This is a genomic window from Vibrio sp. GJ43-1, from assembly GCF_055808835.1.
The window spans coordinates 1458558-1482928 of sequence record NZ_CM147884.1 but is presented as its reverse complement, the minus strand read 5'-3'; the positions used below and the strand labels follow the sequence as shown (position 1 = coordinate 1482928).

At 45.1% G+C, this 24371-nt stretch carries 15 protein-coding genes, 4 tRNA genes and 9 pseudogenes; 9 read left to right on the top strand and 19 right to left on the bottom strand.

The annotated features are described in order from the left end of the window. Nucleotides 1-436: 436 nt before the first annotated feature. The 4 genes and pseudogenes from cls to AC0L66_RS07160 all read left to right on the top strand — a co-directional run bounded on the left by cls (nucleotide 437) and on the right by AC0L66_RS07160 (nucleotide 4422). Nucleotides 437-1891: pseudogene (gene cls, locus AC0L66_RS07175) on the top strand (cardiolipin synthase). 224 nt (nucleotides 1892-2115) lie between these two features. Then, nucleotides 2116-3344, top strand: a pseudogene (locus AC0L66_RS07170) (cystathionine beta-lyase). Between the two features lie 108 nt (nucleotides 3345-3452). After that, nucleotides 3453-3767: a DUF6693 family protein gene (locus AC0L66_RS07165; RefSeq protein ID WP_473568879.1), complete on the top strand. Its 315-nt coding sequence runs from the start codon at nucleotides 3453-3455 to the stop codon at nucleotides 3765-3767. 32 nt (nucleotides 3768-3799) lie between these two features. After that, nucleotides 3800-4422: pseudogene (locus tag AC0L66_RS07160) on the top strand (DsbA family protein). An 11-nt stretch (nucleotides 4423-4433) separates the two neighbouring features. Here the strand turns inward: AC0L66_RS07160 and AC0L66_RS07155 are convergent. From AC0L66_RS07155 to AC0L66_RS07120, 8 genes and pseudogenes are all read right to left on the bottom strand, one after another. After that, a complete protein-coding gene (locus tag AC0L66_RS07155; RefSeq protein ID WP_473569197.1) occupies nucleotides 4434-4541 on the bottom strand; it encodes a 4Fe-4S binding protein in 108 nt (35 codons plus the stop codon). A gap of 47 nt (nucleotides 4542-4588) precedes the next feature. Next, the gene (locus tag AC0L66_RS07150) at nucleotides 4589-4729 is read right to left on the bottom strand and encodes a 4Fe-4S binding protein (RefSeq protein ID WP_473569195.1); all 141 of its coding nucleotides are present in this window, start codon (nucleotides 4727-4729) and stop codon (nucleotides 4589-4591) included. Next, nucleotides 4721-4816, bottom strand: a pseudogene (locus tag AC0L66_RS07145) (4Fe-4S binding protein); the annotation flags it as partial. The gene AC0L66_RS07150 and the pseudogene AC0L66_RS07145, both read right to left, overlap by 9 nt. Before the next feature lie 210 nt (nucleotides 4817-5026). Continuing rightward, complete coding sequence (locus tag AC0L66_RS07140; RefSeq protein WP_265673505.1) at nucleotides 5027-5659, bottom strand: molecular chaperone TorD family protein; 633 nt, start codon at nucleotides 5657-5659, stop codon at nucleotides 5027-5029. A 117-nt stretch (nucleotides 5660-5776) separates the two neighbouring features. Beyond that, the gene (locus tag AC0L66_RS07135; protein ID WP_473568877.1) at nucleotides 5777-6619 is read right to left on the bottom strand and encodes a DmsC/YnfH family molybdoenzyme membrane anchor subunit; all 843 of its coding nucleotides are present in this window, start codon (nucleotides 6617-6619) and stop codon (nucleotides 5777-5779) included. A 1-nt stretch (nucleotide 6620) separates the two neighbouring features. Next, nucleotides 6621-7235: a DMSO/selenate family reductase complex B subunit gene (locus AC0L66_RS07130; RefSeq protein WP_473568875.1), complete on the bottom strand. Its 615-nt coding sequence runs from the start codon at nucleotides 7233-7235 to the stop codon at nucleotides 6621-6623. A gap of 10 nt (nucleotides 7236-7245) precedes the next feature. Further along, nucleotides 7246-9702 (bottom strand): annotated as a pseudogene (locus AC0L66_RS07125) (DmsA/YnfE/YnfF family dimethyl sulfoxide reductase). A gap of 229 nt (nucleotides 9703-9931) precedes the next feature. Then, nucleotides 9932-10777 (bottom strand): LysR family transcriptional regulator, encoded by an 846-nt coding sequence (locus tag AC0L66_RS07120; protein ID WP_265673501.1) that lies wholly within the window; start codon nucleotides 10775-10777, stop codon nucleotides 9932-9934. A 197-nt stretch (nucleotides 10778-10974) separates the two neighbouring features. On the opposite strand from AC0L66_RS07120, the gene AC0L66_RS07115 reads away from it, so the two are divergent. The 4 genes from AC0L66_RS07115 (at nucleotide 10975) to AC0L66_RS07100 (ending at nucleotide 13498) form a co-directional block, all read left to right on the top strand. Beyond that, a complete protein-coding gene (locus AC0L66_RS07115) occupies nucleotides 10975-11631 on the top strand; it encodes a glutathione S-transferase family protein (RefSeq protein ID WP_473568873.1) in 657 nt (218 codons plus the stop codon). A gap of 288 nt (nucleotides 11632-11919) precedes the next feature. Continuing rightward, complete coding sequence (locus tag AC0L66_RS07110; protein ID WP_265673499.1) at nucleotides 11920-12339, top strand: bleomycin resistance protein; 420 nt, start codon at nucleotides 11920-11922, stop codon at nucleotides 12337-12339. A gap of 342 nt (nucleotides 12340-12681) precedes the next feature. Continuing rightward, complete coding sequence (locus tag AC0L66_RS07105) at nucleotides 12682-12876, top strand: hypothetical protein (RefSeq protein ID WP_473568871.1); 195 nt, start codon at nucleotides 12682-12684, stop codon at nucleotides 12874-12876. A gap of 271 nt (nucleotides 12877-13147) precedes the next feature. After that, nucleotides 13148-13498 (top strand): putative quinol monooxygenase, encoded by a 351-nt coding sequence (locus AC0L66_RS07100; protein ID WP_265673496.1) that lies wholly within the window; start codon nucleotides 13148-13150, stop codon nucleotides 13496-13498. Between the two features lie 83 nt (nucleotides 13499-13581). Here AC0L66_RS07100 and AC0L66_RS07095 read toward each other — a convergent pair. Further along, nucleotides 13582-14479 (bottom strand): annotated as a pseudogene (locus AC0L66_RS07095) (LysR family transcriptional regulator). A 157-nt stretch (nucleotides 14480-14636) separates the two neighbouring features. Here AC0L66_RS07095 and AC0L66_RS07090 point away from each other — a divergent pair. Then, nucleotides 14637-15312, top strand: a pseudogene (locus AC0L66_RS07090) (type 1 glutamine amidotransferase domain-containing protein). A 270-nt stretch (nucleotides 15313-15582) separates the two neighbouring features. On the opposite strand, the gene AC0L66_RS07085 reads toward AC0L66_RS07090, so the two are convergent. The 10 genes and pseudogenes from AC0L66_RS07085 to pgsA form a co-directional block, all read right to left on the bottom strand. Then, a complete protein-coding gene (locus AC0L66_RS07085; protein ID WP_265673493.1) occupies nucleotides 15583-16074 on the bottom strand; it encodes a peptidylprolyl isomerase in 492 nt (163 codons plus the stop codon). Nucleotides 16075-16201: 127 nt separating this feature from the next. Then, nucleotides 16202-17335 carry a carboxynorspermidine decarboxylase gene (gene nspC / locus AC0L66_RS07080; RefSeq protein WP_265673583.1) on the bottom strand — a complete coding sequence of 378 codons (1134 nt, stop codon included), beginning with the start codon at nucleotides 17333-17335 and terminating at the stop codon, nucleotides 16202-16204. A 79-nt stretch (nucleotides 17336-17414) separates the two neighbouring features. Further along, nucleotides 17415-18660 (bottom strand): annotated as a pseudogene (locus AC0L66_RS07075) (carboxynorspermidine synthase). Further along, nucleotides 18660-21565: pseudogene (locus tag AC0L66_RS07070) on the bottom strand (diaminobutyrate--2-oxoglutarate transaminase family protein). Before AC0L66_RS07070 ends, AC0L66_RS07075 begins: the two co-directional pseudogenes overlap by 1 nt. A 527-nt stretch (nucleotides 21566-22092) precedes the next feature. Then, nucleotides 22093-22809, bottom strand: a complete 717-nt coding sequence (locus AC0L66_RS07065) for a riboflavin synthase subunit alpha (RefSeq protein WP_473568868.1) — start codon at nucleotides 22807-22809, stop codon at nucleotides 22093-22095. 187 nt (nucleotides 22810-22996) lie between these two features. After that, a tRNA-Gly gene (locus AC0L66_RS07060) sits at nucleotides 22997-23072 on the bottom strand. A gap of 36 nt (nucleotides 23073-23108) precedes the next feature. Next, nucleotides 23109-23196: transfer RNA gene (locus tag AC0L66_RS07055), tRNA-Leu, on the bottom strand. Between the two features lie 80 nt (nucleotides 23197-23276). Beyond that, a tRNA-Gly gene (locus AC0L66_RS07050) sits at nucleotides 23277-23352 on the bottom strand. A gap of 34 nt (nucleotides 23353-23386) precedes the next feature. Continuing rightward, nucleotides 23387-23460 (bottom strand) — tRNA-Cys (locus AC0L66_RS07045). 326 nt (nucleotides 23461-23786) lie between these two features. Next, nucleotides 23787-24344 carry a CDP-diacylglycerol--glycerol-3-phosphate 3-phosphatidyltransferase gene (gene pgsA / locus AC0L66_RS07040; protein WP_473568866.1) on the bottom strand — a complete coding sequence of 186 codons (558 nt, stop codon included), beginning with the start codon at nucleotides 24342-24344 and terminating at the stop codon, nucleotides 23787-23789. Nucleotides 24345-24371: the final 27 nt, after the last annotated feature.

Sequence of the window (24371 nt, the reverse complement as noted above, 5' to 3'; positions counted from 1 at the left end):
GAAGTGAGTCACAACACGATCGTCTACTTTCACGTAAAAAGACCTTTCCTTATGTTGCGGTGGGCATCGCCAGCATGGTGTAAACAAATCAATACATCTAGAAAAGTTATTACCTAACCAAAGCGCCTAGCAATTAAAACACCTAACCAATATAATTGGAAGCCCGAGCGCTATATTCATTTGTATATGGCGATATTTATGTATTATTTGCTTACCTATTAACCTTCACATAGCACATAATCACCGCATTAATGAATAAAAGCAGTGCTATCATTGGCACAATAAATATCTACTCTCATCAGTTTTTCACCAGTCACGGCCGAAAAGTGCGATAAACCGCCCCTGTAATCTCAGTAACTATTTGACAGCGACGCGACTATTCCAAATACTTGATTACACAATTATTCTCTAATTACCGTTCTTCTATCGAGGCGACATGGACAAGGTCTATCATTTTCTCACGCTTGCTGGCATTGGCCTATACTGGGTGCTGGTTGCTGGTGTCACATTGCGAGTCGTACTCAAACGTCGTGCTGTCAGTGTTTCATTGGCATGGCTCATGGTTATCTACATCATTCCTGTTGTTGGTGTCCTTTGTTACTTTATGTTTGGAGAGCTAAACCTCGGTCGTAAAAGAGCCGAACGAGCTCGCGTCATGTTTCAACCATTCGGCGATTGGTTTCATCAATTAAATGACTGCAAAGCCCATACTCAAGACGGACTTGGCACTCACATTTCCAAGATTGACAACCTTTGTAACAATAGAATGGGCATCCCTGCGCTTTGTGGCAACACATTGCAATTGCACACGACCCCTGACTCTAGCCTACGTTCAGTGATCAACGACATTGAGCAAGCAAAACACAGTATTCGTATGGTGTTTTATATTTGGCACCCCGGCGGGTTGGCCGACTCTGTCGCAGCAGCGCTTATCCAAGCAGCGAAGCGCGGCGTCGCAGTAAAAGTATTATTGGACTCAGCAGGCAGCCCCACATTTTTCCGTAGCCACTGGGCTAAAATGATGCGCGGTGCTGGTATTGAGCTAGTGGAAGGGCTCGAGGTATCACCATGGCGTATCTTTTGAGACGTCTAGATTTGAGGCAACATCGCAAAATTATCGCTATTGATGATGAAGTGGCCTATACTTAGTTCAATGAATATGGTTGACCCAGCTTTCTTCAAACAAAACTCTGGCGTCGGTCAATGGATTGACATCATGGTTCGAATTGAAGGTCCAACCGTAAACGTGCTATCGGCCATTCATTGCTGGGACTGGGAGGTAGAAACGGGGGATCGTACTCTTCCGGTGCATCCTGACTGTCAAATTGATATTCCTCAAGACTCGAAACCAATCCAAGTTGTTCCTTCAGGTCCAGGTATGCCAGATCAACTGATTGGACAGGTTCTAACATTAGCCATGCATCAAGCAGAACGCTCTGTCACCATTACTACGCCCTACTTTGTTCCTAGTGCCGACTTGCTAGAAACATTAAAAACAACTGCGCAGCGTGGCGTCACTGTTGACCTCATTATCCCTAAGCACAATGACTCACTAATGGTGCAATGGGCATCACGCGCCTTCTATTCTGAGTTACTGAATGCGGGCGTAAAAATCCATGAGTTTGATGGTGGTCTGCTGCACACTAAATCGGTCGTCATTGACGAGTTGTTTTGCTTAGTCGGCACCGTAAACATGGATATGCGTAGTTTATGGCTTAATTTTGAAGTGACGCTGGCCGTTGAAGACCCTATTTTCACGGAACAAATGAATCAGTTGCAACACAGTTACATGCTGCACTCTGAAATAATCGACTCAGCCCAATGGCAACAACGAAGTTTGTATCATCGATTTTTCGAGCGACTGTTCTACTTATTCAACCCTTTGCTATAACTGCCCGCTCTCCCAGCGCACATGCGCTCTAGACCTCTTCGTTAAAGATTCAGTAAAACACGAGGCTAAAGACTTGAAACTCTTTAGCCTTCGTGTTTTATTGCTAGTTACACTTTTCTCCGTTCACATCGCTCATTACAACGCTAGAAACCCTTGATAACAAAGGTTTCGGTGAATTTAACAATAGCATCGTGACAAACTAGCCAATCAAACAGGGATTCTTGATGTCAGAAAGTAAAACCACCAAATTTGTCACCGCGGGCCGCGATAAAAAATGGACAAACGGTGTCGTTAATCCGCCTGTACAGCGTGCCTCTACCGTCGTATTCAACACCGTTGCAGAAAAAAACCATGCCACCATCAACCGTGCGAAACAAACGTTGTTTTATGGTCGCCGTGGTACGAATACCCACTTTGCATTCCAAGATGCCATGACAGAAATTGAAGGTGGCGCAGGGTGTGCACTTTACCCCTGTGGCACCGCTGCTATTTCTAATGCCATTCTGGCATTTGTCGAAACAGGTGATCATATTTTGATGGTTGATACGTGCTATGAGCCAACACGTGATTTCTGTAACACCATCATGAAAAAAATGGGCATTGAGACCACCTATTACGACCCAACGATCGGCGCTGGCATTCGTGATCTTATTCAGCCAAATACCAAAATTTTATTTTTGGAATCTCCAGGCTCCGTCACCATGGAGGTTCAAGATGTGCCTACCATGGCAGCTATTGCTAAAGAGCAAGATGTCATCGTCATGCTTGATAATACCTGGGGCGCTGGGGTGAACTTCTCACCGTTCGACTTTGGTGTCGATATCTCAATTCAAGCCGCCACAAAGTACATTGTTGGTCACTCTGATGTCATGCTCGGCACTGCTGTTGCCTCAGAAAAGTACTGGGATCAATTACGCGAACAGAGCTACCTAATGGGGCAATGCGTATCACCGGACGATGCTTATCTTGGCTTACGCGGTATACGCACACTCGATGTACGACTACGCCAACACGCAGAAAACAGCTTAACCGTGGCTAAATGGCTCGAGGAGCGTCCTGAAGTTGATCATGTTCGACACCCTGCTTTAGAAACTTGTCCGGGGAGCGAATTTTATCATCGCGACTTTACCGGGGAGTAACGGCCTGTTTTTCTTTCGTCCTAAAAACCTCTTATCCACGAGCTACCACGGCGTTCTTAGACGGAATGAGTCACTTTAGCATGGGTTATTCTTGGGGTGGATTTGAAAGTTTGGTACTGGCTAATGAACCAAAAAGTTTTAACTCACTACGTACCGTCGCTCATCCAAACTTTACAGGCACGCTCATTCGACTTCATATTGGTTTAGAAGATGTGAATGATCTTTTGGTTGATCTGGATGCTGCCTTTACGCGCTACAATGAGGTAATTCAAGACGCACCTAGCAAGCTAATTGCGTTTGGCAATATTCAATGATAGCGCTCTGCATCTTTGGTGATGAGTAGCGCTATTGAATTTCAATAGCGCTACGGTTTGCAATCGCTTATCGTATCGCGCTTTAACTGACTTCATAGGAATAACATTATGAGATTAAAAGCCGATGTCGCCATTTTTGATATTATCGGTCACCTGATATTGTGGCTCATCCTGTCTATTGTGACTTTTGGCATCGCTCTGTTTTTTTTCCCCTACTCTTTTTCTAAATTCATTCTCAACCGCACTTATCTGGTTGACACAAACGGCGTAGAAAGGAAGATGAAATGCGATATTGATTTATTTAGTGATCTTGGCCACGTGCTGCTGTGGTTCATTATTTCTATTCTAACGTTTGGTATTGGCTACATTTTTTACTTTTATCGCGTATGGAATTACGCCCTCAATAACACTCATATCGACTAACGTTCCACTCATGAAGTAAAGGACTACTTTCTATGACTACCGCCACGCTCTATTACGTCTACGACCCAATGTGCTCTTGGTGTTGGGGGTTCAAGTCAACCTGGGACACCGTACAAAGCAATCTCAAACAAGAAGTGGCGATCCAGTATGTATTAGGTGGTCTAGCTCCAGACACAGAAATGGCAATGCCAGAGGCGATGCAACGTCAAATCGCTGCATATTGGCAACGAATTGAACAGGAACTTGGCACTGAGTTTAACTACGAGTTTTGGTCAAAAAACACCCCTCGTAGAGCAACCTACCCTGCATGCCGCGCTATCCTTGCCGCCAGAAAACAGAATTCAGAACAAGCGATGAATCAGGCCATCCAACAAGCTTACTACCTACAGGCAAAGAACCCGAGCGATAACAATATACTTATCGCACTGGCGCAAGAGATCGGCTTAGATGTTATGCAATTTGAAACGGATTTTCTGGCTCAATCGACACAACAAGCGTTACTAGAAGAAATTCAATTTTCGCGTTCAATCGGTGGCAGCAGTTTCCATCGCTGTTTCTATCTCAACATAACAAGGTGACGGCGTTACCTATCGATTACAAACATCCATCCACCACCATCGACTTAGTAAGAAGCCTACTAACGGCTACACCTTAACGTTCTCGCCTTTACGCGCTAGCGAGCTTGAGTTCGATTGATGTAAACGGGCAAGCCTGTTTACATCGGCCACACCCATCGCACGACGCTCCGTCAACCGCCGAGTAGTCCTTGAGCACGGATTGAAATGGATTGCGATGGACATTGCTCTGCGCATAACGAGCAGTCACCAAATAGCGCGTTTTGACACGCGCTGGCAAATACTGGGCGTATAAACGTATCTCGGTTGGGTCCGTGTAATCGCTCCAGTTGGGCAAACTTGTTGACACTCATTGCATTGCGCACAATAACCGTAATCAAGAGTCAACTCAGCTAATTGTTCATTAAGGATAATGACTTGTTCAGGGCATGCAGACACACACGCTTCGCAGCCACTGCATATCTGCTGAAACAAGAATTCATCTACCGCACCCGGAGGTCTTGCTTACAACGCGAGCAATATGAGATGGCACTAACTCAAGACTTGTCGTGTCAGCCGTCTCCACGTGGTTATCGTTTGAACGCTTCGCTCGCGCACCACCAGACAAAGCACGAAACAACCCGCGACGGCTGATTGTTTTGTGCTCCATATAAGCCTTGTAGTAGCGCTCATCTCTATTTGGCATTAGCGATATAACTTCTTAGCCAGAGGCTGAATGTCAAGTAGCTCTTGAACGGCTAGACACCATTCGGTTGCCAGCAAAGCAAGCTGTTGGTAACTATTGGTTTGAGCATGCTTTTCAACCAGTTCAAGATATCGATAGCACCACGTAAACAGATGCTCAGACAACAATGCTTTGATAGCGGAAAGGGCGTGTTTTTCTTCTATAAACTGGCTTACTGCAAACAGCATTAAACCAAATTGGTCTTCTGGTTCACGCATACCTGTATCTAATTCGACGCCATTTTGGCGTAAAAACTGTCGGTAAGCCACGGTCGTTTCACCGAATATTACCTCCTCTTTATCGAGATAAACCGAGCCCCAAGGTGGCGCGTACATCGCCTCCCCTCCTTCAAACAAAAGAAAGAAGTCTTGATTTAGCGTATCGGTGCCGTCTTCTGCCACGACTTGCGCCCATTGCGTAAATGCAGTCTCATGCACGGGCTCACCGCAGGCTTGAGATTCGTCAGCTAAGGCCGTTAACAGCGCCTGATTATTGTCCCCTGTTAAAGGAAAATAGAACAGCGAACCGAATACCTTCGCCATGGCACTCAGGTTTTCTAAATCAATCACATCATTTTGCAGGGTATCTTGCATGAAACACTCTCTTTACTCATTATCAGTGACACTTGTGTTGATCATCGTGGGGTAAGCTAGGCGGCTTACCCCACGTAGTTTAGACATAAACAAAGCATACGCAGTTAAGCGGTTAGCCTACATACCTGAAGTCATATGGAGACCAAAGAATACACTGCGTCCTATAAGCTCAGCGACAACCACAAGTGCAAATCCTGATACCGCAAATGGCAGGGCTTGAGTTGGCTTGCGAAGTGACAACATCCATAATATTACGCCGACAAAAATCAGCGCAAAACGTACATTTTGAATCATCGCCATATTCGGAACCAGATCACTTGCGGCCACAATCGCAGACTCAATACCGCTTAATGATGTCACCATCGCCATTGTCACCAATACAGCCGCCGCCGTGGCGACTAGCACAAGTGTCCCTGCGACTCGGTTGTATCCAGCGCACTCAAAATGAGCGCCACGCATCAAGACATGTGACAGCATCACACCACTTAATACCACTGTGATCGCGAATGAATACGTCGTAAACGGTGTGTCCCATGTTGGAACCGTGTTGATGAGATACACATTGGTCATCGCGAACATAAACACTACGCCCATCAGCATGCCCGCTACGACTAGCCCTTTACGAACGGCGACGCTGCCTTTATTCAGCACTTCCAGTAACCAAAAAAGCCCGCCAAAAGCAAAGAAAGCTGACCCAAATAGAATTTCACGTGAGAGCCACGAGCTTCCTACTTGATTAAGCGCATTCATGGCGCGCATTGGACTTCCAAGGTGAGCGGTAGACGCCATGAAGCCAAGCCCCATAAACACCCAAATAAAGAACATGTTTCGATTGATGCGCGTTTTCACATCATCACTTGCTTTGCCAAATAGATTAAGACAACCCAATACAATAAACGCACCCACGGCTGTTTGTGCAAATACAGTAAAGATAATCAGAGGCCATTCATGCCATCCCATCTTAAACCTCCTTAGGGTTTGCTAGGTGACCAGTCGTGTCATTCGTTGGACGAGCATGACGGTTTGGTTTGATCACGATATTTGGTTTGGTCAATGACGACGATGGCAGTGGTGCTACGTCCGCATTGGTGCCGTATTTTTCTCTAAGTTCCGCAATAGGGCCAAACTCCAATGCACGCAAAGGACAAGAGCCGACACAAATTGGCTCAAAGCCTTCCGCTACACGTTCAAAACAACCATCACACTTGGTCATGTGACCTTTTTCAACACTGTATTGCGGCGCACCGTAAGGGCAAGCATTCGCACAATGCTTACAGCCGATACACACTTTTTCATCCACCACCACAAACCCATCGTCACGCTTATGCATCGCACCCGATGGGCACACTTTCGCGCAGGCGGGCTCGTCACAATGGTTACACGCAATCGAGGTGTAATAGGCAAACACGTCTTGACGATAGGTGCCGTTTTCTTCTACCCAATTACCACCAGCGTACTCGTAGACTCGGCGATAACTTCTGTCTACGCCCAAATCTTTAAAGTCTTTGCAAGACAGCTGGCAAGTCTTACAGCCCGTACATTTGCTTGAGTCAATATAAAAACCGTATTGCTTCATGATTCAGTCCTTACGCCTTAGTGGCTAGTTGAACTTCAACTAGGTTGGTATGTTGAGGGTTACCTTTAGCCAACGGGCTTGGGCGTTGAGAAGTCAGAACATTGATCGAGCCGTTATGGTCAACTTTGTTTCCATCTGGTGCGTACCACGCGCCCTCTCCGAGTGCAACAACACCTGGCATCATCCGAGGGGTGACCTTGGCATTAATACGAACTTCGCCACGGTCGTTAAAGATACGAATTCGATCGCCATTTTTGATGCCACGGCGTTCCGCATCGATCGGGTTTATCCACATTTCTTGTTGTGCCGCTTGTTTCAATACGTCCACGTTACCGTAAGTCGAGTGACAGCGTGCTTTGTAGTGAAAGCCTGTAAGTTGCAGTGGGAATTTATCACGCATTGGTGAGTCCCAGCCTTCTGATGTACTCACATAAATCGGCAGTGGGTGAATCACGTCACCTTCTGGAAGTTCCCATTCAGCGGCGATCGTCGCAAGTGCCTCAGAATAGATTTCTACTTTTCCGGACGGCGTATTCAACGGGTTATTGATTGGATCTTCACGGAAGGCCTGATACGCCACATAGTCGTCCGTTTGGATCACTGCGTTTCACAATGCCCTGCTTACGAACCGTTTCAAAATCAGGGAGCGTAGGATCAAGCTTCAATGTTTGTGCATAAAGGTGACGTAACCACCCTTCTTGATCTCTGCCTTCAGTAAACTCATCTTTAATGCCTAAACGGTCGGCAAGGTCACTACAGATCTGATAAATACTGCGCGCTTCAAATTGTGGCTCAATCGCTTTGTCGGCAAAGATAAAGTACGGCATATTGGCCGCTTTACCGTCCATACAAAAATCTGCCTGCTCTGAGGTGGTCAAGTCGGGCAAAATAATGTCGGCATATTTAGCAGAAGACGTCATATGGTTATCAATAACGACTATCATCTCACACGCACTATCATCTTGTAGGATGTCATGAGTACGGTTGATATCGGAGTGCTGGTTGATTAAGCAGTTACCGCAGCATAGTTCCAGATGAACTTAATTGGCACATCTAGCTTATCTTTGCCACGAACGCCATCACGTGTCGCTGTCATTTCGGGACCGCGCACAATTGCATCCGTCCAAAGGAACATAGAAATGGATGTTTCTACTGGATTTTTCAGTGTTGGGAAGCGAACAAATGGAATATTGTAATCCGATTCACGAGCACCAGAGCCCCCACCATGAATGCCAAGGTTACCCGTTAGCAACGCAAGCATAGCAATAGCACGAGAGGCAATTTCACCATTTTGAGTACGCTGTAAGCCCCAACCTTGATAAATAGCACAAGGCTTAGTTGAACCAATTTCACGTGCGGTTTTGATGATAATATCCGCAGGAATACCGTTAATTTGAGCTGCCCACTCTGGTGTTTTTTCGACGCCATCTTCGCCTAGGCCTAGAATGTAAGACTTATAATCGCTGTTAGCTGGCGCTGACGCTGGTAACGTTTTTTCGTCATAACCAATGCAGTACTTATCAAGGAAAGGCTGATCCACCAAATCCTCTTTAATCATCACATGCGCCATTGCAGAGATAAACGCCGCATCCGTTCCTGGTTTAATTGGGATCCACTGATCTTCACGTCCAGCAGCCGTATCGTTGTAACGAGGATCAATCATGATCATACGAGCGTTCGACTTGGCTTTACTCTCGATCAAGTGATGAATCAAGCCCCCACCTGACATACGCGTTTCAGCAGGGTTATTACCAAACTGGACGATCAATTTACTGTTTTCAGTATCAGAGAACGAGTTACCGTTCGCCCAGCCACCATAGGTATAGCTCAAACCCTTGGCAATCTGAGCCGTCGAATAGTCACCGTAATGATTTAAATAACCACCGAGTTAAGTTCATCAAACGAGCAATCAGCGTTGAACCTGGAGGCCATGACTTAGTCACGGTACCGCCCAGCGTTCCTGTTCCGTAGTTTAGGTAAAACGCTTCATTACCGTATTCTTCTTTGATTGAGGTAATGCTATTGGCAATCTCGCGGTACGCTTCATCCCAAGAAATACGTTTGAATTTCCCCTTCTCCACGCTTACCCACTCGCTTCATTGGGTATTTCAAACGATCGGGGTTATAGACACGACGGCGCATAGAACGGCCACGTAGACACGCTCGCACTTGAACATCTTTAGCGGCGTAATCATCCGAACCTGTATTGTCAGCGTCTACCCATTTAATTTCGCCATCAGATACATGCATTCGTAATGTGGCAGCGGCTTCCACAGTTTACCGTACATGCACTCCAAACCACCTTTTCTTCACTTGGTATGACATCGTCCGCTTGTACTTTTGAGGACTTAAATGGCAGGGATATAGCGCTGGTCGCAGCGGCAAGGCCACCCATCACTGAAGAGGATTTGATAAACCCCCTCCGTGTGAGCGATGGCGTCAATAATTGCTTCAATTTATTCGTCATAGCGATTGCTCATTTATATTTATGTAATTTCCGTGCTACATAATACAAATGAATAATTTGTTAACTTTTGATACGAATCAACAATACTACTTAAGGGTTAATCATTTTACACTACTCGGTTAATTAGTGTTCGTGCGATATTTAATAAAACCTAATATAAATAAATTTTATAATGACCCGAAAAATTTAAGCTTACCAACACATATAACTTAATGGTAATGATTGGTATTTACTCTTTGTAATCCATTATGTTTCGCAACAAATCCTGCTGAAGGACATCTGAATGAAGCAGTGGGTGTGGTGTCACCCCAACGGATAACACAATATCAACCGAGGGTAACGCTGGCATAGTCGGTAAAATCGTCATGCCTTTCATCACACTCAGCTTACCCATCGCGCCAACAGCAAGCCCGGCGTTAACCAAGGCATTTTGCGCCGAAGCGGAATTGCAGCATGCTAAAAGTTGAAACTCTCGCCCTTGTTTCGTTAAGCCATCAATCGCCGCTGCATGGTATTTACAATCTGCTTGAAATAGCACCAACGGAAGCGGCTGATTATCGTTTTCGACAAAAGATGGCGAAGCAATCCATACGCCCTGATCAGAGGCCAGCCAGTACCCTTCTTCACTATCAGGAGAGCGCGTAATAATAGCCGCATCAATTTTCCCTTCGTCCAACCAACGTCGCAGGGTAATGCTTGGCTCATTAAAAATCTGAATCGAGCACATTGGGGCTAAACTTTGCAGCCGCTCGACCACCTTTGGTAATACCGAATGATTGTAATCTTCAGGACACCCCAGCTTTAGCGAGCGTTTATTTTGATAACCCTGTAGTTGATTCACCGCGCTATCGTGCAGTGCGATTAATTGTGTCGCATGAACACTGAGCTGCAAACCCGCTTCACTTAAACTTAAGTTCCGTCCCTCTTTTACAAACAGCGCCGCCCCAAGTTCGCCTTCCAATTTTTTCATCTGAGCACTGAATGCCGATTGCGTTCGGTTAATTTGCCGTGCTGCACGGGTGAAACTTCCCGTTTCCACATAAGCCAAAAAACTTCGCAGTGCCTCTATATCCATGCGTTCTCTTCCTTGAGCTCTGATCAGCGGTATTCGCTTTATTTATAGACATCTAACTCTATCGACGCCTATATCTATCGGCACCTATTTTCATTACTACCCATCGATTTTATTGATGGCTGACATTAAAACTATCCGTTAGTTTTACGAAAAACAATCCTTTAAGATTAATTTCAACAAAAACAAGGAGGTTAACTATGCAGCTATATATCGGCAACCAAAACTACTCGAGCTGGTCCTTAAGAGCGTGGCTTATTTTTGCTCAGCACGAACTCAACCCAGATGTAGTCAAACTATCACTCTTCACCGATTCGTTTTACCAAACGCTACAACCACTGAGTCCGACGGCAAAAGTGCCCTTACTTATTGATGGAGAGACGACGGTTTGGGATTCACTCGCTATCTTGGAATACGTTAACGAGGCGTACTTAAACCATTGCTGCTGGCCCCAAGACCGACAGCAACGCGCAACCGCTAGAGCTATTGCCAATGAAATGCATTCAGGGTTTATGGCCATTCGCAACGAAATGCCCATGAACTGTCGCGCCTCTCGTAAAGTAACCCTATCCGATGACGCCCAAAAAGACATTGCTCGTATCGAGCAAATCTGGACTCAACAGATGGCACACTATCCCAATCAATGGTTATTTGGTGAATGGTCAATTGCTGATGCTATGTTTGCGCCGATTGCACTCCGATTTGCTACCTATCAAATTCCATTATCCGATGCTGCGAAACAATACCAACAAACCGTATTAGACAGTCCCGCCATTCAGCAATGGCTAACACAAGCGCTAGAAGAAACTGAAATCGTTGAGGAGGATGAGGCTGGAGAGCCAGTTAATATCGATTAAGGACGCAGCTCTGCGCCTAAATATTCCTATTCACGATTCGTAGCTGCGATATTCTCGCCGTTATTATCTGAAATCGGGCTAAATTAGACAGGCGCCTTCTTCATATCTTTACGTGGGTATCTCGTCTTTGTATCTATAGTCTTATATAAAGTGAGACACATAGCATATATTTGAAATCTATCATTCTGTGCAAGGCTGCAATTGAGCTCAAATATCACCAACTTCACAACATTGATACGCCACATCGCCTAACATAACTTTCATATTATTAAATACTTAGGTGAATATATGAGAGTTGTCCCAGAGCTGTACTGTTTTGATATTCAGCGAAGCATCGACTTTTACGTAAATGTGCTTGGGTTTAGGGTGAAATATCAACGTCCAAGCGAAGCGTTTGTGTTTCTAACTCGTCACGGTGTCGACCTCATGTTAGAAGGGCTAAACGGTGATGGACGACGCTGGATTACTGGTGCACTTGAGTATCCGCTAGGACGCGGTGTTAATTTACAATGGGATACCTACAACATTGACGCCTTCTACGCTCATATCAAACAATACTCTCCTGATAGTATTTACCTTCCTATCGAAAACACCGACTACCTCTGTGATGATGAAGTAGTGATACAAAAACAATTTGTAGTACAAGACCCAAATGGCTACCTTATTCGGTTTTGCGACGTCAAAACTCAGGCCATCGCAGAAGTCTAATTTTGTCGACAAATTATCAGGAGCAGAATCTCATGAACGTCGTTGAAGCCGCCCTGCATCACGACTCGCATATCACTCTATTATATCAACGGTTCCGGGCTGAGTGGCAAGCGGTGGAGAAGGAAGGCGACCATACTGTACTTCAAAGTCGAACCTGTACTTCAAAGTCGAACCGTTTCGTCATTTTAGTACTGCAACGCTGAAGGACTTCATCACCGACCCTTTCATTAATATACATTCAGTTGCACCTCTTTATCTCGCATCACTCACACGAAATTCGTCGATATTACATGGAAAAGTCGACCACTCTACCCTAACATAGAACAACAAATAGACACCTGAGTGCATATTCGTTCTGTGCGTAAATTAACCATTGAGATATTTCACATTGACCAAAACATCGTCGAAGAATCTGTCAACTTCCCGCTTTGTATCGCCCACTCACTCATGGCGTTACTACCCAGAGACTTCGTGACACGTTTTGATGAAAACAGTGAACAACTCGAAGAGCTACTCAACATTGCCTTGAGACCCTGACGCGCATGGCGTCATTATGGAACTGATTGATAACGAGGAAAGAGTCGTTATCTCTGTATCTTAAGGACGACATCATTGGCTCTCACACGCCCTATTATTCCTTCAAATACTAGGGCAAGGCTCCTACTCATACTTAGGTACATGTGGAGTAGAAATTTATCCCTTGTTACTCTCGCATCCCTGCTCACTTTCGTTTACTGTACTCACGAAAAAAACAATTGATAAATAAATCAATAAGAACAGGCCTACCATTATTATCCAAGGAGATACCATGACAAGCCGAGTATATGTGTTAGCTCAATTTAAACCGAAAGCAGGCAAAGAAACTGAACTATTCAATGTTCTAAAAGCATTGGAGCCCGACTCATACCGTGAAGAAGGTTGCATTCAGTACACGTTGACTCGTCAAATTAGTCACCCAAGTGCGACCAGAAATGAATACCCCATCGTTTTTAATGAAATTTGGCACAATGCCGAAGCGTGGGCTGCGCACGGTAGACGAAAACAGATTCAACACTTTTTCCAAACCCAAGTTCAAGCCAAAGATGGCCTTGTGGAAGATGCCATGGTCACGGCCTACAGCGACGAAGGTTACGATTTCGACCACCCTATTTTTGATTAATAATATTAATGCGTTGGCTAACTAACAGCGTGATGTCATGCACTGAGTTAGCCAAAATGCACTTTTATCATGATAAAACGAGACTACGATCGTTCATCACCCTGCCAATGAGCAAAGTAAGCCAATAGATAGTCAATCGCCAAGCGGGCTCGCATCGGTAGAAAGCGTCTGTTTTGATAAACAATCCAACTACTTAGACCTTTTCCCAATAAGGTTGCAATATGGGGACTAAACGACCTTGTGAAATCGAGTCTTCAAAGGTGCTATTAGGCATATAAGCAATCCCTAACCCTTGTTCACAAGCTTGAATAACCGCTTTGGCATTGTTGCTTTTCCATCTTCCCTGAACTCGAATACGCTCGATCACTTCCTTTGGATGGTCAAACGACCAATGTTCATTATTAGAAATGATGCAACTATGGTGCTTAAGTTGATCTGGATGTTGAGGCTCCCCATGTTCCGCCAGATAGCTTGGACTGGCGACAGCTGCCATTGGGCGATCAAGTAATTTACGAGCCACTAGCCCAGAATCAGATAACTTGCCGTATCGAATCGCAAAATCAATACCATCTTCAATGAAGTTAACCATTCGACTGTTAAAATCCATATCAATGGTTAGGTCTGGATACTGTTTCGCAAACTCCATCAATGCTGGTGCCACATACTGCTCGGCAAAACCACCAGCAGCACTCACACGTAACGTACACGAGTGAGTTGAATTTGTTGAGAGCTGATTTGTTCGTTTGCTTGCTGCAGCCCAACAACGAGATCTTTACAGTGCTGATAATACGCTTGACCAGCTTGCGTTAAGCTAACAAGCCGAGTAGAACGGGCAAATAAAGCCGTGCCTAAACGCCCCTCTAATCTTGAGATTTGTCGACTTACGTGGCTAGTACTACACCCTAGCTGTTTGGCCGCAGCAGAAAAACCTTGGCTTTCAGCCACCGCAACAAACTCGTTAATCCCTTCAAAACTATCCACTTCGTTTTCTCCACGGCCCTATTCATTTGGCACTCTGTCTTTATTATTGCTATTTAGCAATAATATTTTGTCATTAATCGATATTATCTTCATCTCGACTTGCGACTACACTTCATACAACCGCAAAAGCATATAACAACATCAAAAGGGACAGAAAATGAAGAAAGTACTTATACCCGTCACTAACCACGCCACATTAGGTGACACTCAAGATGCAAATGGCACATTTGCCCCTGAGTTGACGCATGCCCTACATGCCATGCTGGAAGCAGGATTTGAATACGATATTGCATCCATTCATGGTGGCAAAGCACCACTTTATGGTACTGACATGGAAGGTGATGATGTGAATGCGGCGTTGCTAAGCAATGACGATCTTCAAAACCGTATCAATAACACCATTCCCGTCAATCAAATCAATATCGCAGACTATGACGCAATTTTCTATCCTGGCGGATTTGGCTTGCTATCTGATCTTGCTAGCAATGACGATTTTGCTCGCTTGGCTGCGACACACTACGAAGATGGTGGCGTCATTGCTGCCGTTTGTCATGGTCCAGCGGCGCTATTACCTATTACATTGAGCAATGGTGAGAAACTGCTCGCGTCAAAATCTGTCACTGGATTTACTCGTGAAGAAGAAGTGGATTTCGGTACTATTGATAATATCCCATTCCTACTTGAAGAAGCGCTAGCGCGTAACGCAGCACGTTTCAATAAAGTGCAACCGTGGCACGAACTCGTTCTCACCGATGAGCGAGTGATTACTTAGCCAAAACCCAACCAGCGCACATGCGGTAGGCAAAGCCTTAGTAGCAGCACTAACTAACTAACTAACTAACTAACTAACTAGCTAGACTGGCCACTTAGTTAACTGGCCTACCGGGCATTTCATTGATGCTCACCACTTGAATCCGCCCACGTATCGAAACTGTCGACATTATCAAGCACAGTTTGGGTTCGTGGTGCAGGATGATAGGGTGGCAGTGCAGCTTAATAATGAGAGTGACGTGAACTCACTCTCGACTCTCAACCGCTGCTTGATTTATTAACACAGGAGCTAAATAACGTAAGCAGCGATATGTGTCGTTAATTGGCTTTAATTACTGAACCGTCACACGTTGAATAATAATCGCATCATTGGGCACATCATCATGCCCTAGCTTTGACGTGGTAGAGGCTTTACCAATCGCGCTCACCACTTCCATACCAGCGCTGACTTTACCAAACACGGCGTACCCCCAACCATTATTCGTGGTCGCGGTGTGATCTAAAAAGTCATTATCATCCAGGTTAATAAAAAACTGAGCCGTTGCTGAATGAGGCGCATCCGTTCTTGCCATCGCAATGGTACCGATAGTGTTTTTTAAACCACGATTCGCTTCATTGACGATAGGGGCACGAGTCGGCTTTTCTGTCATGTTCTCATCCAAACCTCCTCCTTGAATCATAAAGCCATCGATGACGCGATGAAAGATCGTACCTTCATAAAAGCCATCCTGACAGTACTTGAGGAAGTTTTTCGCACTCACTGGTGCTTTTTCAAGATTCACTTCAATTTCAATATCGCCGAAGTTGGTGGAAATAATTACCATAGTCATCACTTAATTTATGTTTCAGTTGCTACGCGATTCTCTCACCGTGGTGAATGAGAATCGCGTCTCTATTTTTGGCTCGCAGTTTGATTGGTCGCCTCTCATTCGTCAAGGCAGATTATTATGACTAATCAATCGGCCACTGAGACAGTGAGCGCTTAAAATCGTCATAGCCAAATTCATTAAGCGTTTGAATTCGCCCATCCACTCGTTGACAGAATATCGCTGGCATTTTTAAGCCATTAAACCAGTTTAATTTCACCATGGTATAACCCGCGCTGTCTTCAATATGCAATTGCTGACCAATCGCTAGCGGGTGCTCAAACTGCGTGACACAAAACTGGTCTCCTGCCAAACAAGAGCATGAGCCGATAACATATTCATGTGAGCCGTTATCGCTCGCTTCGCGAATTGAAGCTGGTTCGTTGTAGATCAAGGTATCCAATCGATGTGCTTCTGTCGCAGAGTTCACAATGGCCGTTTTCATGCCGTTCTCAACAATATCGACCACGGTGACAACCAAATCTGTCGTCTTGGTAATGATCGCTTCGCCCGGTTCTAGGTAAAGTTGAACTCCATGCTTTTCGGCAAACTGTTTTAGCGCCTGTCCCAACTTGTCAATATCATAACCAGGCCATGTGAAAAAGACGCCCCCGCCTAGACTGACCCAATCTAACTTGTCTAACTGCTCGCCAAACTGCGTCGAAATGGCATCTAATAACGTTATAAACGCATCAACATCTTTGTTTTCACAGTTCATGTGAAACATCACACCATCGATCGTGTCAAAAACGGTCGGGTCAAGATGATCCGCTTGTACGCCTAAGCGAGAGAATTCCCTTGCTGGATTCGCTAAGTCTTGTCCGGCATAGCTCACACCTGGGTTTAGTCGCAAGCCAATGGAAGCTTTTCCTTCCACCAAATGGCGATGTGCCGACAGCTGAGACTGTGAGTTAAAAATCAGTTTGTCGCAAAGCCCAGCCACTTCTTTCACATCATCTTCGGTGTAACCTACGCTGTAGGCATGCGTCTCGCCACCAAATGTTTCGTGACCAAGTCTAACCTCATACGGCCCACTGCTTGTTGTGCCGTCAAGATAAGGCTTGATGACATCAAAAACGCCCCAAGTAGAAAAACACTTTAGTGCCAGTACTAATTTAACGCCAGAACACGCTTTAAGTTGTTTTGCCTTCTCTAAATTGGCGATCAATTTTTCTTCATTGATCATAAAATAAGGCGTTTTTAATTCGCTATTTTGCATGATTTTATCACTCATAAAGATCCAACAAAGCCTATGAACAATACACTCTACTTGGATTGACTTACCTTGCTGCTGTCTACTACTTTAAAACTTGAATGTCAGGCTGACCCACTTCAAGTTCTTGAACATGCCAATCTAAACCAATCTCTGGCATCGTCGCGAGGAATGGATCAGGGTTCAACTGTTCCATATTAAACACACCCGCGTCAGCCCACTCGCCACGGAAGTACTGCAGTGCAGCGGTAATGGCTGGAACGCCTGTCGTATAAGAAATAGCTTGGTGCTCAACATCTTCATACGCCACTTCATGATCCGCATTGTTATAAATAAATACGCTACGAGGCTGACCGTCTTTCGTACCCTGAACCCAAGTACCAATACAGGTTTTACCCGTATACCCTGGAGCAAGAGAGGTTGGATCAGGCAATAAGGCTTTAAGAACGTGCAATGGGTGTACTTCGGTACCGTCGTGCAGCGTGACAGGATCAGGGCTCAACAAACCAATATCACGCATGCAATTAAAGTAGTTTAAGTAGCTGTCACCAAAGCCCATCCAAAATTCGATACGCTTAGCAGGGATGAATTCTTGCATAGAGCGTACTTCATCGTGCGCCATTGAGTACACTTTATGCTTACCCACAAGCGGGAAGTCAAACTCTAGCATGCGAGAATGGCAGCCCACTTGCTTCCACTCACCATTTTCCCAATAAAAAGAGTCACCTTGAATCTCTAACATATTGGTTTCTGGATCAAAGTTAGTCGCAAATTTCTTACCGTGATCGCCAGCATTAACATCCATGACATCAATCGTGTCGATCTCATCAAACAAATGCTTAACCGCATACGCAGCAAAAACACTCACCACGCCAGGATCGAATCCAGCGCCCAAGATGCCGAGTAATGCCCGCGTCCTTGAATTTGTCGCGAAAGCCCCATTGCCAATCATAAGCTTGTGGCACTTGCTGACCTTCAGAGCAAAGATCAACGGCAACTGAGGTATCAAGGTAAGACACTTTCGCTTGCAGACACGCTTCCATGATGGCAATGTTTACCCATGGAGGGCCAGCATTGATGACAAGATCTGGTTGAACTTCTTTGATAAGCGTGACCAAAGCGTCTACATCATCCGCATTGACCGAACGCGCTTGCAGGCACTTAGTTGGATCTTGAAGGTTGTTTTTACCCTTGATGGATTCGATAATTTTTTCACATTTAGCGACGGTGCGTGATGCAATCGTAATATCACCCAATACTTGATTATTTTGCGCCGCTTTATGTGCGATAACCCAACCAACGCCACCTGCACCGATTTGTAAAACTGCCATTATTTGTTTTCCTTTGCTACTAGCTCTAGGGCTAATTGATGAATATTGTTCAGTAACGTTTCAAAATGCGAAAGCGTTAAACAAGGATTAAGAATTGTGAATTTTAAAGCAGAGTGCCCTTTCACAACGGTCTCGCCTAAAACCGCAACCCCTTGGGTCAGCGCTTCTAGTCTAATTTTTTGATTGAGCGAATCTAAGTCTGCCGCTTGAAGATGTGTCGCTCGGAACAGCACGGTTGAAAGCGAAGGTGTTGCAAGTAACTCAAAGTGACTATGCTCGCTAACAAGCTTGGCGACATCCTGAGTTTGATCAATGAGATGGTCGACCATACTACCCAACGCATCCGGCCCCACACTTTGCATCGTCATAAAGACCTTTAACGCGTCAAAGCGTTTAGTAGTCGCAATCGATTTATCGACTAAGTTCGGCAGTTCATCATGCTCTCGATTAAGATAGTCAGCATGATGCAACAGGTACTTAAAATTGCTTCTGTCTTTTATCAGCAATGAACCACAACTGATTGTTTGATAGAACAACTTATGAAAATCTACGCTGACAGAGTCCGCTTTTTCGATACCCTGCAATTTGGTTTTATGACGCCCAAGGATCAATGCCCCACCGTACGCACTGTCGACGTGGAACCACATATTATGAACATTGGCAACAGCGGCGAGTTCATTGAGGTCATCGATAGCGCCGTGGTCTGTCGTGCCTGCGGTACCCACTAAAGCAAAGGGTATTAACCCTTGCTGTTGCAATGACAAAATATCGGCATGCAATGCCTCTAGCTGAATGGTGCCGTCTTCATTGGTTGCAACACAATGTACAGCGCTCTCACCAAGCCCGAGCAGTGATGCAGACTTTTGCACGGTAAAATGCGATTTATCAGAGCACACAATACGCAATTTATCGGCGTAGCTTGGCAAGCCTTGCTTTTGGATAGAGTGACGAGTGGTAATATCAGCAATACGATCTCTCGCTAGCAGCAGGCCCATTAAATTGCTCTGTGTGCCGCCGCTAGTGAAAACACCATCCGCCTGCGTCCCTAACTCATAGCGCTCACACAACCAGTTCAGCACTTTCTGCTCTACATACGTCGCAGAAGAAGCCTGGTCCCAAGAATCCATTGATTGATTCAAGACAGCAATAATGGCTTCTGCGGCAATCGCGGGCATGAGTGGTGGCGTGTGAAGATGGGCGATGCAATGAGGGTGCTGGGTAAAAATGGCGTTTTTAGCAACAAGATCAGCGGTGCTGTCCACAACGCTCTGTAAACTGTGATGATTACGATCCAAATTTACGGCATGAATTGCCGCTTCAAGTTGCTTGGGGTCAAGAGCAGAATAGGGTGCTTGGGTTTGTTCAAGCACCTCTTTCATTGCTTGAGTGGTGTGGTTCATAACCTGTGAGAACTCGTTGCTACCATTTACGCCAGTATGGACAAAGTGTTTTTCCCATTCCAAGCGCTTGGCATCTTGTGGTGTTTTTTCTCCACCACCCGCAACAATAATCGCGTCCTCAAGCACACGTAAGGCAAAATCAATCTGCTCGTAGGAAATTATCAGTGGTGGTAACAAACGGATGACTGACCCATCACGTCCGCCTTTCTCTACCATTAATCCTCGTTCTAACGCTGCTCGTTGAATGGCTAGCGTTAACTCACCATCAGCAAGAGGTTCACCAAATTTGTTTTTCTCTCCTGTCGGCTTCATCACTTCAAAGCCCAGCATCAGCCCCATCCCACGTACTTGGGCGATACAATTAACGCGGCTCTGAATTCGCTCTAATCCTAAACGCAAATAGGCACCAGCCACGTTGGCATGTTCAACAAGATTGTCACGTTCAATAATTTCTAACGCTTTTGCGCCAGAAACCATGGCTAATTGATTGCCACGAAACGTTCCGGTATGCTCGTCAGCTTGCCAGGTATCTATAGCCTTGTCAAAGACCAACAGTGACATGGGCAACCCGCCACCGATTGCCTTAGATAAACACAAAATATCAGGTGAAATCCCCGACTCTTCAAACGCAAAGCGATAGCCTGATTTACCGACACCACATTGGATTTCATCTAAAATCAATAATATGTTGTGTTCATCGCAGATACGTCTTAGTTCTTTCAGCCAAAACGCTGGAGCAGGAATAACGCCACCTTCCCCCTGCACCAAGCTCGACGATCATCGCGGCAGGTTTCATGATGCCCGCTTCGTCATCATTAAGCAGGCGCTCAATATAACGAATACTCTGTTTAGCACCCGCATCGCCACCAAGACCAAATGGGCATCGTAAATCATAGGGAAATGGCATGAAATGCACGTCAGACATCAGCCCGGTACGACGTGCTTTGGTGCCCAAATTGCCCATCATTCCCATCGTGCCGTTGGTCATGCCATGATAAGCGCCTCGGAAAGCAAACATGGTGTTTCGACCCGTTGTTTGCTTTGCTAATTTGATGGCCGCTTCAACAGCATCTGCGCCAGAGGGCCCACAAAATTGAATCACCGAATTGTTGGAAAACTCAATGGGAAGAAAAGCTTTAACACGCTGAATAAACAACTCTTTCGCCGACGTTGTTATATCCAGTGTTTGATAAGGTAAACCCGAATCAAGTTGAGCCTTTAACGCTTGATTGATTTCAGGGTGATTATACCCCATAGCCAGAGTGCTTAGCTCCAGCTAAACAATCGAGAAAAACTTGCCCTCGAGTATCTTCAACCAATGCGCCATAGGCATGCTTAATCGCAATGGGAAGACGCCTTGGGTATGAGCGGACGTTAGATTCATGCTCAGCTTGATCCAACAGCAGTTGGTCAGGCGTAAGATCATAAATTCCGTTAACCTGCGGAATAGTCGCCGAAATAGCCTCGGCAAAGGGTGTAGATTCGATATCGAATGCTGTACTCATTTCTGTAACCTAGAGTTTATGCGGGGCGAGAACCCTGCAAAATAGATAGCAAAATACGCCCCATCTGAAACGACAGATGTGACAAAGCGCTAAACGGAATATTCGGTTTAGACGGGTATTAGCTAATTAAGATCAAGGCTCGGTAATGTGGCTTTTTGCGCGCACAATACAGTTAGGAAATATACAGTTAGGAAATAGGCAACGTAGAGATACGATGCTAGTAAGAACGTGAGAGTTAATAAGTTTCAATGTTGGGTTTCCCTTAAACATGCCGCTGGCGACAACAGTATCCCGTCTACTGATTATTCGAATAATCAGTACCTACCCTACGTCACATCACTGTATAAGCGATAGTAACGCGTATCCCCCAGAATCACTCCGAGATTGCGCGGAAAAATAACATAAAACTCATTAGCATCGCAATGTTTTTTACCTATGGAACATTCGATAATATGGTGAAATGAAACATGTGGAATAAGCGCCGCAACCATGGTTCACGGCGCCATCATCTAACGACAACCCATCGTTTACTTCTTGTCAGAAAGATGACGAGTCGTTTCCTGGCCAATTACATCAATATTCGCCCCGTGCTGCTCGAGAAACTTTTCAAACATCGGTAACAGAGGACCCAGTGTTTCTTTAATGGTATCTCGCACTGTATCTACAACGACTTGCGTGCCTCGCTCAATTTCGATATTGACATAGTCGCTAGCACCTTTATGCCCAAAGGTCGTCATCCGCAGCGTTTCAGGAATCAACCAGACATCAAACCAGCTTTGCTCCTTATCCACTTCAGATACCGTCAAGCTCGCGCCGTTAATCGCAATATATCCCTTAGGGAACACGTAAGGCTTCCACTCTTTTGGCAAAGAGAATCGAATTCGATAGTTATCTTCTTGCTGAAGAATATCGACCAGTGTCGTTTTAAAGTCGACATGCCCAGACAATGGATGCCCACCAATTTCTGCGCCATCCTTAGCCGCTCGCTCGACATTGATACGCTGGCCTTGTTTGAAGTCACTCAGAGTCGTAATTAGCAAGCTTTGCAGCATAACATCGAACAAAGCGCGGTTTTCATCAACGAGCTCCGTCACGGTCAAGCAGACACCATCTACCGCGACACTTGCGCCAATTTCAAGACCAACACAAAAACCCGCTGGAAAGTTAATCTCGAACGTACGAATGCCATTTAAATCCGTGATTTTGTCGATGGTGGCAACAGATTGGATAATTCCTGTAAACATGCTTACTCCAGAGTCGTTTGTTTTTGCAATAAGTCACACATCATGGCAAAAACCACCACTAAGATAAAGCCTGAATTGGCACTCTGCGCAGCGGTAACATAGGAGATAGAAGGTTATAGATAACAGAATGAAAGGTTAGAAATGGTGGAAACTAAAAAGCCCTAGCATTTCTGCTAGGGCTTTGAATTGGAGCGATACATCGGGTTCGAACCGATGACCTCAACCTTGGCAAGGTTGCGCTCTACCAACTGAGCTAGTATCGCATTGCTATATAGCATAACTATATAGGCTTTAATAGATGGTGCCCCGGGCCGGACTTGAGCCGAGCACAGCGCGAACGCCGAGGGATTTTAAATCCCTTGTGTCTACCAATTCCACCACCAGGGCACGCAATTCTTTATTGCGATGCCGATTACTGAAAAGTAAAACACCATCTTATGCATCGTTATCACGCTGCATTCAAAATTTGGAGCGATACATCGGGTTCGAACCGATGACCTCAACCTTGGCAAGGTTGCGCTCTACCAACTGAGCTAGTATCGCAAGTTGCAATCAACAACTGTTTCTCATAAGAGAATGGAGGCGCCTCCCGGAGTCGAACCGAGGTCCACGGATTTGCAATCCGCTGCATAGCCACTCTGCCAAGGCGCCTTCTTTTTGTTGCTACTTTTGAGTTTGCTTTAAGCAGTTCCTCTTGAGTACGGGATGCATTTTACGTAATCAGCCAAATGAGTCAATAGTATTTTTTTATATTTTGAATCGTTTGCCTAATAAACATTCAAAAACAGGTGATTTGCTCAATTTAGTAGCATAAAAATGCAGATTATTTGCTATCTAGCTGCTAACTTTCATTCGATTGAAGGTTGGTTAGCAGTAGGCTGAGCCAAAATAAGCGAATCTATCTTTGCTCATAAGCGTCACTATCTTACAAGTATGAAAAAGGCGAGCTAAACGCTCGCCTTTTTTCTCTTTAAATTCTATTCATCTTCTGAATTCAGTAAATCGTCTTTTGCTGCCGACAAATACTGCATCATTGACCAGTAAGTAAGAATTGTCGCAATATACAAAGCAACATACCCAACCCAAATCATCCAGTCATCATAACGCCATACCAGTACCCACAAAGCAAACATTTGGGTCACCGTTTTGACTTTACCAACCCAAGAAACGGCAACACTTGCTCGCTTCCCTATCTCAGCCATCCACTCTCTCAGGGCTGAAATGATTATTTCCCGCCCAATCATAGTGACCGCTGGAATGGTAATCCAAATGGTATGATAATGCTCAGTAATAAGTATTAATGCTGTGGCAACCAGCACTTTATCCGCAACAGGGTCAATAAAGGCTCCGAAGCGAGAGGTTTGGTTTAGCTTTCTTGCTAGCATTCCATCCAACCAATCGGTAAAGCCAGCTACCCAAAAAATCATTGCGGCGGCAAAAGGCGCCCAACTATAGGGTAGATAAAACGCTACGACGAATACGGGGATGAGAAATAATCTCAACAAAGACAAAATGTTAGGTATATTTAAACGCATATAATTATCAGCTCTATTCTACTGCGT